The organism is Streptomyces sp. UF-297, from assembly GCF_058245575.1.
In genome coordinates, this window is record NZ_JBSIBZ010000072.1 from 1 (window position 1) to 15,626 (window position 15,626).

14 protein-coding genes are annotated in these 15,626 nt (G+C 71.9%); 5 read left to right on the forward strand and 9 right to left on the reverse strand.

Annotated elements, in window-relative coordinates:
• Positions 1 to 36 precede the first annotated feature (36 nt).
• Positions 37 to 1,809, reverse strand: coding sequence for an acetyl/propionyl/methylcrotonyl-CoA carboxylase subunit alpha (locus AC4IJH_RS31655; RefSeq protein ID WP_490855369.1), 1,773 nt, complete (start codon positions 1,807 to 1,809; stop codon positions 37 to 39).
• Positions 1,810 to 2,160: 351 nt separating this feature from the next.
• Between AC4IJH_RS31655 and AC4IJH_RS31660 the strand changes: the two genes are divergently transcribed.
• Positions 2,161 to 2,616, forward strand: a complete 456-nt coding sequence (locus AC4IJH_RS31660; protein ID WP_490855370.1) for a hypothetical protein — start codon at positions 2,161 to 2,163, stop codon at positions 2,614 to 2,616.
• A gap of 69 nt (positions 2,617 to 2,685) precedes the next feature.
• Here the strand turns inward: AC4IJH_RS31660 and AC4IJH_RS31665 are convergent, their stop codons facing one another.
• The 8 genes from AC4IJH_RS31665 to AC4IJH_RS31700 form a co-directional block, all read right to left on the reverse strand.
• Positions 2,686 to 3,456 carry an IclR family transcriptional regulator gene (locus AC4IJH_RS31665; protein WP_490855371.1) on the reverse strand — a complete coding sequence of 257 codons (771 nt, stop codon included), beginning with the start codon at positions 3,454 to 3,456 and terminating at the stop codon, positions 2,686 to 2,688.
• Positions 3,457 to 3,555: 99 nt separating this feature from the next.
• Positions 3,556 to 3,786: a CstA-like transporter-associated (seleno)protein gene (locus AC4IJH_RS31670; RefSeq protein WP_490855372.1), complete on the reverse strand. Its 231-nt coding sequence runs from the start codon at positions 3,784 to 3,786 to the stop codon at positions 3,556 to 3,558.
• Complete coding sequence (locus tag AC4IJH_RS31675) at positions 3,783 to 5,936, reverse strand: carbon starvation CstA family protein (RefSeq protein ID WP_490855373.1); 2,154 nt, start codon at positions 5,934 to 5,936, stop codon at positions 3,783 to 3,785. Before AC4IJH_RS31675 ends, AC4IJH_RS31670 begins: the two co-directional genes overlap by 4 nt.
• A 153-nt stretch (positions 5,937 to 6,089) precedes the next feature.
• Positions 6,090 to 6,725, reverse strand: coding sequence for a Maf family protein (locus tag AC4IJH_RS31680; protein ID WP_490855374.1), 636 nt, complete (start codon positions 6,723 to 6,725; stop codon positions 6,090 to 6,092).
• A gap of 29 nt (positions 6,726 to 6,754) precedes the next feature.
• Positions 6,755 to 8,251, reverse strand: a complete 1,497-nt coding sequence (locus tag AC4IJH_RS31685) for a peptidoglycan D,D-transpeptidase FtsI family protein (protein WP_490855375.1) — start codon at positions 8,249 to 8,251, stop codon at positions 6,755 to 6,757.
• Between the two features lie 151 nt (positions 8,252 to 8,402).
• Positions 8,403 to 8,531 (reverse strand): morphogenic membrane protein MmpB, encoded by a 129-nt coding sequence (gene mmpB / locus AC4IJH_RS31690; RefSeq protein ID WP_490855376.1) that lies wholly within the window; start codon positions 8,529 to 8,531, stop codon positions 8,403 to 8,405.
• A gap of 206 nt (positions 8,532 to 8,737) precedes the next feature.
• Entirely contained in the window at positions 8,738 to 8,944 is a 207-nt protein-coding gene (locus tag AC4IJH_RS31695) for an acyl-CoA carboxylase epsilon subunit (RefSeq protein ID WP_490855414.1), read from the reverse strand.
• 69 nt (positions 8,945 to 9,013) lie between these two features.
• Positions 9,014 to 10,603 (reverse strand): acyl-CoA carboxylase subunit beta, encoded by a 1,590-nt coding sequence (locus tag AC4IJH_RS31700; protein ID WP_490855377.1) that lies wholly within the window; start codon positions 10,601 to 10,603, stop codon positions 9,014 to 9,016.
• Positions 10,604 to 10,757: 154 nt separating this feature from the next.
• Here AC4IJH_RS31700 and AC4IJH_RS31705 point away from each other — a divergent pair, with 154 nt between their 5' ends.
• From AC4IJH_RS31705 to AC4IJH_RS31720, 4 genes are all read left to right on the forward strand, one after another.
• A complete protein-coding gene (locus AC4IJH_RS31705; RefSeq protein ID WP_490855378.1) occupies positions 10,758 to 11,636 on the forward strand; it encodes a biotin--[acetyl-CoA-carboxylase] ligase in 879 nt (292 codons plus the stop codon).
• A 370-nt stretch (positions 11,637 to 12,006) separates the two neighbouring features.
• A complete protein-coding gene (locus AC4IJH_RS31710; RefSeq protein WP_490855379.1) occupies positions 12,007 to 13,296 on the forward strand; it encodes an adenylate/guanylate cyclase domain-containing protein in 1,290 nt (429 codons plus the stop codon).
• 179 nt (positions 13,297 to 13,475) lie between these two features.
• Positions 13,476 to 14,273, forward strand: a complete 798-nt coding sequence (locus AC4IJH_RS31715) for an enoyl-CoA hydratase/isomerase family protein (protein ID WP_490855380.1) — start codon at positions 13,476 to 13,478, stop codon at positions 14,271 to 14,273.
• Between the two features lie 182 nt (positions 14,274 to 14,455).
• Positions 14,456 to 15,544: a GGDEF domain-containing protein gene (locus AC4IJH_RS31720; protein WP_490855415.1), complete on the forward strand. Its 1,089-nt coding sequence runs from the start codon at positions 14,456 to 14,458 to the stop codon at positions 15,542 to 15,544.
• Positions 15,545 to 15,626: the final 82 nt, after the last annotated feature.

Consider the following 15,626-nt stretch of genomic DNA (forward strand, 5'->3'; position numbering starts at 1 on the left):
AGCGGCCGGGCGCCCCTCATCCGCGTACGGGCCCGGTCAGTCCTTGATCTCGCAGATCACGGCGCCGGAGGTGAGCGAGGAGCCCACCTCGGCGGCCAGGCCCTTGATGGTGCCGGCGCGGTGCGCGTTGATGGGCTGCTCCATCTTCATCGCCTCCAGGACGACCACCAGCTCGCCCTCGGCGACCTGCTGGCCCTCCTCGACGGCGACCTTGACGATGGTGCCCTGCATCGGGGACGCCAGCGCGTCACCGGAGGCCGCGGAGCCGGACTTCTTGGCGGCCTTGCGCTTGGGCTTGGCACCGCCCGCGACCGCGGCGCGGGCCAGCGGCATGCTCAGCGAGGAGGGCAGCGAGACCTCCAGGCGCTTGCCGCCGACCTCGACGACGACCGTCTCGCGGCTGTCGGTCTCGGCCTCATCGGCCTCGGCGACGCCCGCGAAGGCCGGGATGTCGTTGGTGAACTCCGTCTCGATCCAGCGGGTGTGGACCGTGAACGGGTCGGCGGAGCCGGTCAGTTCGGGCGCGAACGCCGGGTCCTTGACCACCGTGCGGTGGAAGGGGATGGCGGTGGCCATGCCCTCGACGGTGAACTCGCCCAGCGCGCGGGCGGCGCGCTGCAGCGCCTGCTCGCGGGTGGCGCCGGTGACGATCAGCTTGGCCAGCAGGGAGTCCCAGGCCGGGCCGATGACCGAGCCGGCCTCCACGCCCGCGTCCAGGCGTACACCCGGACCCGTGGGGGCGTCGAAGCGGGTGACCGTGCCGGGCGCGGGCAGGAAGTTGCGGCCCGGGTCCTCGCCGTTGATGCGGAACTCGAAGGAGTGGCCGCGCACCGCCGGGTCGTCGTAGCCCAGCTCCTCGCCGTCGGCGATGCGGAACATCTCGCGGACCAGGTCGATGCCGGTGACCTCTTCGGTGACCGGGTGCTCGACCTGCAGGCGGGTGTTGACCTCCAGGAAGGAGATCGTGCCGTCCTGGCCGACCAGGAACTCGCAGGTGCCCGCGCCCTGGTAGCCGGCCTCCTTCAGGATCGCCTTGGAGGCGCGGTACAGCTCGGCGTTCTGCTCCGGGGACAGGAACGGCGCCGGGGCCTCCTCGACCAGCTTCTGGTGGCGGCGCTGCAGCGAGCAGTCACGGGTGGAGACGACGACCACGTTGCCGTGGCTGTCGGCCAGGCACTGGGTCTCCACGTGCCGCGGGCGGTCCAGGTAGCGCTCCACGAAGCACTCCCCGCGGCCGAAGGCGGCCACGGCCTCGCGTACCGCGGAGTCGTACAGCTCCGGGACCTCTTCGAGGGTGCGGGCGACCTTCAGGCCTCGGCCGCCGCCGCCGAAGGCCGCCTTGATGGCGATGGGCAGGCCGTGCTCCTCGGCGAAGGCCACGACCTCCTCGGCGCCCGAGACCGGGTCCGGGGTGCCGGCCACCAGGGGCGCACCGGCCCGCTGGGCGATGTGCCGGGCCGCGACCTTGTCGCCGAGGTCGCGGATCGCCTGCGGCGGCGGGCCGATCCAGGTCAGCCCGGCGTCGAGGACGGCCTGGGCGAACTCGGCGTTCTCGGAGAGGAAGCCGTAGCCCGGGTGGATGGCGTCCGCGCCCGAATCGGCGGCGGCCGCAAGGACCTTGGCGATGTCCAGGTAGCTGGTGGCAGGAGTGTCACCGCCCAGGGCGTATGCCTCGTCTGCCGCGCGGACGTGCAGGGCATCCCGGTCAGGGTCGGCGTAGACGGCTACGCTCCCGATCCCGGCGTCCCGGCATGCACGGGCAACGCGGACAGCGATTTCGCCACGGTTGGCGATGAGCACCTTGCGCACGATGGCTCCCTCCTTGAAACAAGGTGAGTTTAGGGACTGGCGACACCGCGTGCCGACCCGTCCCCGGGCGTGAGCTTGCCCACACGGAGCGTGCACCTGACGCGGGTGCGGGACGAAAGTCCCTTGGTATTCCAGGGTAGGCCTGCCGTGCCGGTGCGGTGCGGGCACGGTGGTGTGGCCTAGGTCTCGGCAGCTGTGAGTTCCAGATGCCGACGATTCTTTGTGGAGTCCCTACGAATGGGCGAAGGAAACTTTGCCGTGGCATGCGGCGTACCCCGTCGCCTTCGGCGCCTGCCGCTCCGGTGTGCCGCAGACCTCTTGCCCTCAGTATTACCGGTTAGTAGCGTTCCGATGTCTCTCGTACTCGGGGTAACACCGTGGAAGTGGGTGGGCGCAGTGGCGCGCAGGCCGGTGGCGCTGGTGGCGGCCGTGGTGCTGTTCCTGGAAGCGCTCGGGATCGCGCTGCTCAACTGGATCCTGAGCATCGTCGTGGACCGGCAGCGGATGTCGATGGCGGGCCTGGAGCCCGGCGCGATGTCGGTGGGCGCCTGGGTGGCGGGCATCGTGATCGGCCTGTATCTGCTGCTGTGCGCGCTCGTCCTGCTGCGCACCGGGGTACGCGACCGGGCGCCCGGCGGCTTCGGACGGATCGTGCTGATCACCTGCGCGGTGGTGCACGGCGTGCTCGGCGCGTTCGTCGTGGGGCTGGTGGGCTGGCTCGCGTTCGCGCTGATGATGGTCGTGCTCGGCCTGGTCGTCCTGACCCTGGTGGCGTACGGCCCTCCGGTGCGCGTCCGCGCCTCTTGAGGGGCGCGGGGAACTGCGCGAGCACCCCCACCGGCCCGCGGATTCGAGACCGCGTGCCCGGCCGAGCGCTCAGCTCAGCGCCGCGGCCTCGCCCGCGGCCCGCTGGACGGCCGCCGTCAGCGCGGCGCGGTGGCGGGTGAACTCCTCCAGCGGCAGCGCCGCGGACAGGGCCGTACGGCTCCCCGCCGTGGTGCGCACCGGCGCGGCGACGCACGCCATGCCGTCCACCACCTCCTCGACCTCCACGGCGAAACCCTCCCGGCGCACCCTGCGCAGCTCGGCCTCCAGGCGCTCGGGCGAGGTGATCGTGCGCGCGGTCAGCCGCCGCATCCCGGCCGCGGCCAGGTACTGGCGACGGGCGGCCGGGGACAGCGCGGAGAGCAGCACCTTGCCGTGGGCGGTGGCGTGCGCCGTGGTGTCCCGGCCGGCGCTCAGGACGCCGAAGGGGTCGTGGGCGGTGACGGGGGTGGTGCCGTCCAGCACGGCGATCTCGCCGCCGCGGTAGGTGCTGAAGTACGTCTCGGCGCCGATCGTCCTGCGCAGCCGCAGCAGCAGTTCGTGTACGCCCTCGTCGATGCGCAGCTGCCGCTGGAAGGCGCGGTGCAGGGACGGTACGCGGTGGCCGAGGGTGTAGCCGGCGGGCGTACGGGTCAGGTGCCCGCGCGAGGTCAGCGAGCCCAGCAGCGCGTAGACCGTGGACAGGCCGCAGTCCAGCTGCCGGGCCAGCGCCTTGGCGGTGACCGGGCCCGCCGCGGCGGCGACGGCGTCCAGCAGGTCCAGCGCGCGGTCCACGGACTGCGGCCCCTGCGGGGGCGTCGCGGCTGCGGGGGTCGCGGTCATGGCGCCGTCTGCTCCTTCACGGATCCGCCGTCGGGCGGCTTCCCGTACGGACCCTCCAGAATCGCACATGTGCGGCGTACGCCCCGCGCCGCAGGCCGCTCAGCAGCAGCCCCCGCCCTCGCGGGGATCGGCGTCGCGGCGGTCGGTGCGGCGGTGCTCGAACGCGCGGCGGGTCAGGACCGGCGCCTGGGGGTCGTGGGCGCGGGCACGGGCGACGTAGCGGTCGTAGGCGTGCTCGCCGTTGAACTCGCGTACGTACCAAAGGAGTCGGGACGCGGCGCGGCGCAGGCGGGGCAGCGGGCCCGCCCCGGCGGGGGCGGCGGCCGTCACGCGGCGCCGTCCTCGCCGCGCCCGCCCGTGGCGGCGAGCTCGCGCTGCTTGTCGCGGGCGGCGAACATCCCGGCGGGGGCGTCGAGTTGGGACTCGACGTACTCGCCCTCGCGCAGCGGGAGCGAGCCGCCGTTGCGGACGGCCTTGACGCAGACGACGGCGCACGAGGCCACGATGACCAGGGTGAGGGCGGCGAACGCGATCGAGAGGGTGCCGGTCACGGTGGAATTGTGGACGACGGTGGACATCTGGTCCAGGCTCTTGGCCGGAGCCAGGGTCTTGCCGTCGGCCAACGCGTCGGCGTACTTGGCGCGTTGGGCGAAGAAGCCGATGGCGGGGTTGTCGGAGAAGATCTTCTGCCAGCTGGCCGTCATCGTCACCGCCAGCGCCCACACCATCGGGACGCCGGTGACCCAGGCCCACTTCAGACGCCCCGACTTGACCAGCAGCGTGGTGCAGATCGCCAGCGCGATGGAGGCCAGCAGCTGGTTGGCCGTACCGAAGAGCGGGAAGAGCTGGTTGATGCCGCCCAGCGGGTCGTTCACGCCGACCCACAGGAAGTAGCCCCAGGCCAGGACGACGACGGCGGAGGTGATCCAGATGCCGGGCTTCCAGTCCTTGTCGCGGAAGCGCGGTACGGCGTTGCCGATCATGTCCTGGAGCATGAAGCGGCCCACCCGGGTCGCCGCGTCCACGGCGGTCAGGATGAACAGCGCCTCGAACATGATCGCGAAGTGGTACCAGAACGACATCATGCCGTCGGTCCCGAAGGCCTTGGCGAGGATCAGCGCCATGCCGACCGCGAGGGTGGGCGCCCCGCCCGTACGGGAGACGAGGGACTCCTCGCCGACGGCGTGGGCCCAGGACTGCAGCTGGTCGGGGGTGATGTGGAAGCCGAAGTTCGCCACCGCCTGGGAGGCGGACTCCAGGGAGCTGCCCAGCACGCCCGCGGGGGCGTTCATGGCGTAGTACAGGCCCGGGTCGATGACGCAGGCGGCGACCAGCGCCATGACCGCGACGAAGGACTCCATCAGCATGGAGCCGTAGCCGATCAGCGAGACCTGCGACTCCTTCTCGATCATCTTCGGGGTGGTGCCGGAGGAGATCAGCGCGTGGAAGCCGGACAGGGCGCCGCAGGCGATGGTGATGAACGCGAAGGGGAACAGGCCGCCGGCGAAGACCGGTCCGGTGCCCTCGCGCGCGAAGTGGCTCACCGGGGCGACGGCCAGGTCGGGGTTGGCCAGCAGCACGCCGACCGCCAGCAGGACGATCGTGCCGACCTTCATGAAGGTGGAGAGGTAGTCGCGCGGGGCGAGCAGCATCCACACCGGCAGGACGGAGGCGATGAAGCCGTACGCGACCAGGCAGATGACCAGGGTGCGCGGCGAGAGGACGAAGGCGTCGGCGATCGGGGACTGGGCGATCCAGCGGCCGCCGACGATGGCGGCGAGCAGCAGGACGACACCGATCAGGGAGACCTCGGTGACCTTGCCGGGCCGCAGAAAGCGCAGGTAGAAGCCCATCAGCAGGGCGATCGGGATGGTCATGGCGATGGAGAAGGTGCCCCAGGCGGACTCGGCCAGGGCGTTGACCACGATCATCGCCAGCACCGCGAGAATAATGATCATGATCGCGAACACCGCGATCAGGGCGGCGATCCCGCCGATCCGGCCGATCTCGTCCCGGGCCATCTGCCCCAGCGACTTGCCGTTGCGGCGCATCGAGAAGAACAGGACCACCATGTCCTGCACCGCGCCCGCGAAGATCACCCCGACGATGATCCAGATGGTGCCGGGCAGATATCCCATCTGCGCGGCGAGCACCGGGCCGACCAGGGGGCCTGCCCCGGCGATGGCCGCGAAGTGGTGGCCGAACAGGACCCGGCGGTCGGTGGGGTGGTAGTCCACCCCGTCGTTGAACCGCTCGGCGGGTGTGGCCCTGCGGTCGTCGACCTGGAGGACCTTGCGGGCGATGAAGCGGGCGTAGAAGCGCTGGGCGATCAGATACGAACCGACGGCGGCCGCCACGATCCAGATCGCCGAGACCTTCTCGCCGCGGGACAGGGCGAGCACCGCCCACCCGGCGGCGCCGACCGCCGCCACGGCTATCCAGATCGCGATCCGGACCGGACTCCACCTGTTAGTGCGCACGACGCTGTGCCCTTCCGCTCGCTCCCCCTGATCACGCTGTAAGGGCGATGTTAGCCACGGCTGGCGCGAAATCGATCTCTCGATTGGCTAACTACTGTGCGGCTTGTGGCCATTGAGGCGCAGTACGTCAGATAGCGGGGAAAGCGGAGGTAGTTACTCCGCGGCCGGGGCCGGTGTCGGCGTCCACAGATCGGTGATCGCGGTGCCCAGCTCGGCGAGCAGTGTGCGCAGCAGCGGCAGCGAGAGGCCGATGACATTGCCCGGGTCGCCGTCGATCCCGTCGATGAAGGGCGCGGAGCGGCCGTCCAGGGTGAAGGCGCCCGCGACGTACAGCGGCTCGCCGGAGGCGACGTACGCGGCGATCTCGGCGTCGGTGGGCTCGCCGAAGCGGACGGTGGTGGAGGCGGTCGCCGAGGTCCGCCGTCCGCTCGCGGTGTCGATCACGCAGTGGCCGGTCTGCAGGACGCCCGAGCGGCCGCGCATGGACTTCCAGCGGGCGGTGGCGTCCTCCGCGTCCGCCGGCTTGCCCAGCGCCCGCCCGTCCAGCTCCAGCACCGAGTCACAGCCGATCACCAGCGCGCCCGCGGTCTCGGGCCGTACGGACACCGCCTCGGCCTTCGCCTCGGCCAGCACCCGCGCCAGCTCGGCCGGGCTGTCCGCGCTGATCGCGTCCTCGTCGACACCACTGACGACGACCTCGGGCGCGAGCCCGGCCTGCCGCAGCAGGCCGAGACGGGCGGGGGACTGGGAGGCGAGCACGAGCCGGCGGCCACGGGACTGATCGGTCATGCCCGCCATCGTAAAGGGGCGCCCGGTCCCTACTTCTTGTTGAGGACCGCTTCCATGACGGACTTGGCGATCGGGGCGCCCAGGCGGCCGCCCGCGATGTCCTTGCGGGGGATGTCCATGTCCTTGGGGTCGACGAAGACGGCGACGGCGACCGGCGACTTGCCGTCGGGGCCCTTGGCGTAGGAGACGAACCAGGCGTACGGGCGCTCGTCGTTGACGTCGACGCCGTGCTGCGCGGTGCCGGTCTTGCCGCCGACCGTGACGCCGGGGATCTGCGCCTTCTTCGCGGAGCCGTCGCTGGCGGTGAACTCCATCATCTCCTGCACCTTCTTGGCGGTGGCCTCGGAGACGGCCTGCGGCTTGTCCTTGTGCAGCGGCTCGGGCTGGAACTTCTCCAGTACGGACAGGTCGGGGCCGCGCAGCTCCTCGACCATCTGCGGCTTCATCACCTTGCCGTCGTTGGCCAGGCCCGCGGTCAGCAGGGCCATCTGCAGCGGGGTGGAGGTCAGGCTGCCCTGGCCCATGCCGGTCATCGCGGTCTGCGGCTTGTCGAGCTTGTCGGGGTAGCCGCTGGCGGCCGAGCGCACCGGCGTGAAGAGCTCCTCGTTGAAGCCGAACGCCTCGGCGGTCTGCTTCATCTTGTCCTTGCCGACCTTCAGCGCCGCGTCGAGGAAGACGTTGTTGCACGACCACTGCATGCCGACCTTCATCGACACCTTGTCGCACATCGCGTTGGGGACGTCGTTGCCGATCTTCGTGGTGCTCAGCGGGAGCTGGTAGGGCGCGGCGGCGCCCGAGGAGGCGTTGATGTCGGTGACCGCGCCGGTCTCCAGCGCGGCGGCCGCGGTCAGGATCTTGAAGGTGGAGCCGGGCGGGTAGATCTCGCGGGTGGCGCGGTTGTTCAGCGGCTTGCTCTTGTCCTTGAGCAGGTCGACGTACTTCTGGCTCTCCTTGATGGAGTTGCCCGCGAAGACCGAGGGGTCGTACGAGGGGTAGCTCGCCATGGCGAGGATCTTGCCGGTGCCCGGCTCGATGGCCACGACCGCGCCCTTGGCCTTCTCGCCGAGGTCGGTCAGGCCCTTCCAGGCGGCCTTCTGCGCCTTCTCGTTGATGGTGGTCAGCACATCGCCGCCGCGCGGCTTGTCGCCGGTGAGGATGTCCTTGGCGCGCTTGAGGAAGAGCCGGTCGTCCTTGCCGCTGAGGACCTTGTCGTAGACGCCCTCCAGGAAGATCGGCCCCTGGGCCTGGGAGGAGTAGCCGGTGATCGGGGCGTACATCGGGCCGTCCTTGAACGTCCGCTTGTACTTGAAGTCCGATCCCGTGGTCTCCACGGCGCCGGTGATGGGCTTGTCGCCGACGATGATGTTGCCGCGCGGGTAGGAGTACGCCTCGATCTTCACCCGGCGGTTGTGCTCGTCATTGGCCAGGGAGTCGCTCTGGACGAACTGGACCCAGGTCACCCGCCCCAGCAGGGCGAGGACGAGCACCCCGCAGAAGACGGCTATATGCCTCAGCGGTTTGTTCATCGATCTGCTACTCCCACACTCTCCGTACGCCTGCACCTGCCCCGCACGCTGTCGGCGTGCTCCTGGCACGATACGCAAGACCGAATTGCGCTCTTCGAGAGTGAAAGATGAGATCGCGGCCGTCGCGGTTGCAGCACCCGGCCGTCAGGTGTCACCTGCTGCCCAGCAGCACCATGAGAATCACCACAGCCACGGCCAGCACGATGCCCGCCCGGCGGAGCATCGCCTGGACCTGGCGCAGCTCCTCGGGGGGCTCATCGGGCGGATCGGACCACAGCATGCCTTCGATCCTGAGCCCGGCGCGGCGCCGGCGCCTGAGTACGCGTACTCAAGCCACGGCAAAGGAAGGACTAGTCCGGTGGCCAATACAGCGATCATGGGGTGTTCACCCGGATTTCGGTGACCGTTCAGCGAGTGGACGGTCACGGACAGCGCCGGCCGCCGCTTGGGGAAGGACGGCCGCCGGCGCCGGGTGTGGCCGGAAAGTCACCGTGGCCAGTACGTCGTGCGCCAGGCCCGCGGACCCGGGTGCGGCACCCGGCGGGCCGGGACCGAGGAGGCCGGGTCGGCCCACTCCTGGCCGCGGCCGCCCTGCGGCGCGGCGGCAGCGGCGGCCGCCGCGCGCGCTTGCACCACCGCCAGAGCGGCGGCCAGCTCCTCCGGGGTCGGGTTGCCCCGTACGACCTTGATCATCGTCAATGACCCTTCCTGGCGGGGGTGGAGCGGGCGGCCGGCGGCCCGGCGGCCACCGGCCCCGGCCGGCTACAGCGGGATGTTGCCGTGCTTCTTGGGCGGCAGCGACTCGCGCTTGTTGCGCAGCGTGCGCAGCCCGCGCACGATGTGGCGGCGCGTCTCGGACGGCATGATCACCGCGTCCACATAGCCGCGCTCGGCCGCGATGTAGGGGTTGAGCAGGGTGTCCTCGTAGTCCCTGATCAGCTCCTGGCGCCTGGTCTCCTGCTCGGCGGGGTCCTCGATGGCGGCCAGCGTGCGGCGGTGCAGGATGTTGACCGCGCCCTGCGCGCCCATGACCGCGATCTGCGCCGTCGGCCAGGCGAGGTTCAGGTCCGCGCCCAGGTGCTTGGAGCCCATGACGTCGTACGCGCCGCCGAACGCCTTGCGCGTGATGACGGTGATCAGCGGGACGGTCGCCTCGGCGTAGGCGTAGATCAGTTTGGCGCCGCGGCGGATGATGCCGTCGTACTCCTGGTCCGTGCCCGGCAGGAAGCCCGGCACGTCCACGAAGGTCAGTACCGGGATGTTGTACGCGTCGCAGGTGCGAACGAAACGGGCGGCCTTCTCGCTGGCGTTGATGTCCAGGCAGCCGGCGAACTGCATCGGCTGGTTGGCCACCACGCCCACCGACTGGCCCTCCACCCGGCCGAAGCCGGTCAGGATGTTGGGCGCGAACAGCGCCTGGGTCTCCAGGAATTCGGCGTCGTCCAGCACGTGCTCGATGGCGGTGTGCATGTCGTAGGGCTGGTTCGCCGAGTCCGGGATGAGCGTGTCCAGCTCGCGGTCGGCCTCCGAGGTCTCCAGGTCCGCCTCCTCGGGGAAGGCGGGCGGCTCGGAGAGGTTGTTGGAGGGCAGGTAGGACAGCAGCGCCTTGACGTACTCGATGGCGTCCTTCTCGTCGCCCGCCATGTGGTGCGCCACACCGGAGGTGGTGTTGTGCGTACGGGCGCCGCCCAGCTCCTCGAAGCCCACGTCCTCGCCGGTGACCGTCTTGATGACGTCCGGGCCCGTGATGAACATGTGCGAGGTCTGGTCGACCATGACCGTGAAGTCGGTGATGGCGGGGGAGTAGACGGCGCCGCCCGCGCACGGGCCGACCACCAGGCTGATCTGCGGGATGACGCCCGAGGCGTGGGTGTTGCGGCGGAAGATCTCGCCGTACATCCCCAGCGAGACCACGCCCTCCTGGATGCGGGCGCCGCCGGAGTCGTTGATGCCCACGACCGGGCAGCCGTTCTTCAGCGCGAAGTCCATCACCTTGACGATCTTCTCGCCGAAGACCTCGCCGAGCGCACCGCCGAAGACCGTGAAGTCCTGCGAGAAGACGGCCACGGGACGGCCGTCGACCGTGCCGTACCCGGTGACCACACCGTCGCCGTACGGGCGGGTCTGCTCCAGCCCGAAGTTGGTGGAGCGGTGCCGGGCGAACTCGTCCAGCTCGACGAACGACCCCTCGTCCAGCAGCAGCTCGATCCGCTCACGCGCCGTCAACTTGCCCTTGGCGTGCTGCTTTTCCACCGCGCGGGCCGAGCCGGCGTGCGTGGCCTCTTCGGTACGGCGCTGAAGGTCGGCCAGCTTGCCCGCTGTGGTGTGAATGGTGACTTCCGGCTCGGACATCGGGATGCGGCTCCTGCTCGTCCTGGACTGGTGCTCGTACAAAGGGTGGTACACGAGGTGGTACGGGACTGCGGCATGACTGCTACCGCTTCGTAGCGTATCGGCGGGACTGCTCACAGGCACTGCGTCGTTGGCCACACCTAGGCTGGGGGCCATGACGCCTCAACCTCCCGAAAACCAGGACAAAGAACAGGGCGCGGGCGGGCGCTGGTCCGATCTGGACCGGCCGCCGCTCGGTGCGGCCGGGCTGCGCCGGGCGCTGCTGCGGCCCGGCGCGCTGTGGACCTCCCTGGACGTCGTGCAGCGCACCGGCTCCACCAACACCGACCTGGCGGCGCTCGCGGCCAAGGGCGAGCTGGCCGAGGGAGCGGTGCTCGTCGCCGAGGAGCAGTCGGCGGGGCGGGGACGGCTGGACCGCCGGTGGTCCGCGCCGCCGCGCTCCGGGATCTTCTTCTCCGTCTTCCTGCGGCCCACCTCGCCGGTGGAGCGCTGGGGCTGGCTGCCGCTGCTCGCCGGGGTCGCGGTGGCCGGTGCGCTGGCGCGCAGCGCCGGCGTCGACACCGCGCTGAAGTGGCCCAACGACCTGCTGGTGACGGTCGGCGGCCAGGAGCGCAAGGCCGGCGGCATCCTCGCCGAGCGGGCCGGGGACGGCGTGGTCCTGGGCATCGGCGTCAATGTCTCGCTGCGCGCCGAGGAACTCCCCGTACCCGGCGCCGGTTCGCTCGCGCTGGCCGGGGCGCAGGGCAGGGACCGCGACCCGCTGCTGCGCGCCGTACTGCGCTCGCTAGAGCAGTGGTACGGGCAGTGGCAGGAGGCGGGCGGCGACCCGGCGGCCAGCCGCCTGCAGGAGACGTACGCGGCCGGCTGCGCCACGCTCGGGCGGTCGGTGCGCGCCGAACTCCCCGGCGGGCGGCAGCTGCTCGGCGAGGCGGTGGCCATCGACGGGGACGGGCGGCTGGTGCTGGCCACCGAAGACGGGGTGCAGCAGCCGGTCGGGGCGGGGGACATCGTGCATCTGCGGGCCGCGGAGTAGGGCGCGGGCGGTCGGCTGCCGGGTCGGTCGGGGCCGTAGCGCGGTGCCGCCCGGTCCGCTCGCCCGGGGCCGCCGGTCCGCTCGGCCGGTTGGCCGGGGAAGGGCGGCCGGGTGTCGTCAACCGGCCAGTCGGCGGGTGCCGGTGGGCGGCCGGAGTGGGACCTGTGGGTTCTGTGATGCCTAAAGGGGCTATATGCGCGGGATGTGAGAGTGAGCCAGAGCACACCTGCCGTATCGTTGAGGCGATCCGGCGCGCGGGCGAGGGCAACACCCGCGACGGCCGGGCAGCCGGGCAGCAGGCCAGCCGGACTACGTACGAGCGAGAAGTGATCGGAAGGGCAGTGCGCAGGGATCGGACAGGGGGCGGGCGGTGACCGTCGACGACTCGGGCGCCGCCCCGCGCGGTTCGGGCACCGTCCCACGCGACGCGGAGCCCGACACGGGCGTGACGTCGGCGCGGGCCGGCGGCGAGGGCAGCCGCGCCGACGGCATCGACCGGGGCTACGGCGAGGGCGTCGCGGTCCGCGGCGGTGACGGCGCCGACGGCGGCGGCCACAGCGGCAGCAACGGCGACGGCGCCCACGGGGGCCGCGGCGAGGAGGGCGAGGGCGACGACACCATCGCCATCCGCCTGGAGCAGCTCATCCTGGGCGCCGACCGCCGCTACACCCCCTTCCAGGCCGCGCGCAGCGCCGGCGTCTCCATGGAACTGGCCTCCCGCTTCTGGCGCGCCATGGGCTTCGCCGACATCGGCCAGGTCAAGGCGCTGACCGAGGCCGATGTGCTGGCCCTGCGGCGGCTGGCCGGCCTGGTGGAGGCCGGGCTGCTCAGCGAGGCCATGGCGGTGCAGGTCGCCCGCTCCACGGGCCAGACCACCGCCCGGCTCGCCGACTGGCAGATAGATTCCTTCCTGGAGGGCCTGACCGAGCCCCAGGACTCCGGCCTGACCCGTACGGAGATCACCTATCCGCTCGTGGAGCTGCTGCTGCCCGAGCTGGAGGAGTTCCTGGTCTACGTCTGGCGGCGGCAGCTGGCCGCCGCGACCGGGCGGGTCGTGCAGGCCCAGGACGACGCCGAGATGGTCGACCGGCGCCTGGCCGTCGGCTTCGCCGACCTGGTGGGCTTCACGCGGCTGACCCGGCGCCTGGAGGAAGAGGAACTGGGCGAGCTGGTCGAGGCGTTCGAGACCACGGCCGCCGACCTGGTGGCCGCGCGCGGCGGCCGGCTGATCAAGACGCTGGGCGACGAGGTGCTCTTCGCCGCCGACGACGCGGGGACCGCCGCCGAGATCGGGCTGCGGCTGATCGAGACGATGACCCACGACGAGACCATGCCCGAGCTGCGGGTGGGCATCGCGTTCGGGACGGTCACCACGCGCATGGGCGACGTCTTCGGCACGACCGTGAACCTCGCGAGCCGGCTCACCTCGATAGCGCCCAAGGACACCGTGCTGGTGGACGAGGCGTTCGCGGAGGAGCTGGGGCGTACGGGCGACGCGCCGGTGTCCGAGGCGGAGGCGGTGGCCGCGGAGAAGGCGGCCGCCGAAGGGGGCGGTGACGTCCCGGCGCCCAAGTACCGCTTCGCGCTCCAGCCGATGTGGCAGCGCCCGGTGCGCGGCCTGGGCGTCGTGGAGCCGTGGCTGCTCAGCCGCCGCGGCTGAGCGCCCGCGACCGCAGCGCCTGCCTTGGAGCGCCTGTCGTCGAGCCCCTGTCTTCGAGTGCTGTTCCCGGACCGCGCGGCATGTGAGGCCGTGGGGGGCTCCCGCTGAGCGGTGCGGCGATGCGATGATCCATGCTGCGTCATCGGTGTTATCGGTCGTTAACCGGGAGGGCGGCACGTATGGACGGGCAGCGGTTCGGTGAGTGGGTCGAGGTGCGGCGGCACGACGGGTTCGTGGTCGAGCTGGCGCTGGACCGGCCCAAGTCGATGAACGCGATCAGTACGGACATGGCGCGGGCGCTGACCGAGGCCTGCGCCGCGCTGGCCGAGGACCCGGACGCCCGCGCGGTCGTGCTGACCTCGACCCATGAGCGGGCGTTCTGTGTGGGCGCCGACCTCAAGGAGCGCAACTCCTTCTCGGACGCGGACCTGCGGCGCCAGCGGCCCACGACCCGCGCCGCCTACACGGGCGTGCTGGAGCTGCCGATGCCCACCGTCGCGGCGGTGCACGGCTTCGCCCTGGGCGGCGGGTACGAGCTGGCGCTGGCCTGCGACCTGATCGTGGCGGACGGTACGGCCGTGGTCGGGCTGCCCGAGGTGTCGGTCGGGGTGATCCCCGGCGGCGGGGGCACGCAGCTGCTGCCGCGCCGGGTGGGCGCGGCCAGGGCCGCCGAGCTGATCTTCACCGCGCGGCGGGTGGAGGCAGTCGAGGCACGGGAGTTGGGGCTGGTGGACCAGCTCGTCGCGGCGGGTGAGGCGCGCGCCGAAGGGCTGGCGCTGGCGGGGCGGATCGCGCGCAATTCGCCGGTCGGGCTGCGGGCAGCCAAGCGCGCCATGCGGCTGGGGAACGGGCTGGACCTGCGGGCCGGGCTGGAGCTGGAGGACGGGGCCTGGCGCACCGTGGCCTTCTCCGGGGACCGGGCGGAGGGCGTCGCGGCCTTCAACGAGAAGCGGACGCCCCAGTGGCCGGGTGAGTAGCCGGGACACCCGGCGCGGACATTCCCGTATGTCACGCAGAGTGAGCGTGGCGGGAGGGGGCGAATGGGGCGAAACATTCCTACGCTGTAGTGCAGGGTGTACGCACGGTTACGGAATGTGAGGGTCCGGTGACGGACGAGGGTGATGCGAGGCTGCGGGCCGTGGTGGAGCTGGCGCAGGCGATGGCCGCTGCGCACACCCCGCGCGAGTCGGTGCACGCCGCGGCGGAGGGGGTGCGGCAGGCGCTGGGCGGCTCCTTCGCCGCGATCTCCGCGTGGGAGCGGGATCTGGGGCTGCTGAAGGTCCTGGTCAACGTCGGCGAACTGGCGCCGGGGGAGGAGGAGTTCCCGCGGCGCGAGGCGTATCCGGTCAACGAGTTCCCGGAGATCGTCGGGTTTCTGCACGAGCGGTGGGCCGGGGGCGGCGAGCCCAACGCGTGGGTGGAGACCGCCGAGGGGCCGCTGGACGAGGGGCCGTACAACCACCAGCGGGTGGCCGCGCTCCGGCGCCGCGGCCGGGGGTGCTGCGTGGTGGCGCCGATCGTGCTGCACGGGCGGGCGTGGGGCGAGCTGTATGTGGCCCGGCGGGCGGGGCAGCCGGTCTTCGGGCGGCAGGACGCCGACTTCGCGACGGTGCTGGCGGCGGTCACCGCGGCCGGTATCGCGCAGACCGAGCGCCTCGCCGAGGCGCGGCGCCTGGCGTTCACGGACTCGCTGACGGGCCTGGCCAACCGGCGGGCGGTGGACATAAGGCTGGACGAGGCGCTGGAGGCGCACCGCACGGACGGGGCGGTGGTCAGCCTGGTGGTGTGCGACCTCAACGGGCTGAAGGCGGTGAACGATTCGCACGGCCACGCGGTCGGCGACCGGCTGCTGGAGCGCTTCGGGTCGGTGCTCTCGCTGTGCGGCGCCATGCTGCCGGGCGCGCTGGCGGCGCGGCTGGGCGGGGACGAGTTCTGTCTGCTGGTGGTGGGGCCGCCCGCCGACGAGGTGGTCAAGGTCGCCGGTGAACTGTGCAGGCGGGCAGGGGAGTTGGAGCTGGGGGAGGGGGTCGCGGTGGGGGTGGCCTCCACCGGGGACCCGATCGGGCCCGTACGGTCGGCGCGGCGGCTGTTCCGGCTCGCGGACGCCGCCCAGTACCGCGCCAAGGCCGCCCGGTCGCGCGAGCCGGTGGTCGCCGGGCGGGACGGCGGTCCCGACGACCCGGTCGTACGCCTCGCGGACGCGCCGCAGAGCCGCCCGACGGCCGAACGCCGGCGCTTCCGGAGGTGAACGGCCTTCCCCAGGAGGCGCGCACGAGCGGGGTGACAGGGTAAGGAGTGATCCCCGGATCCAGTGGTGACATCCGTCGATT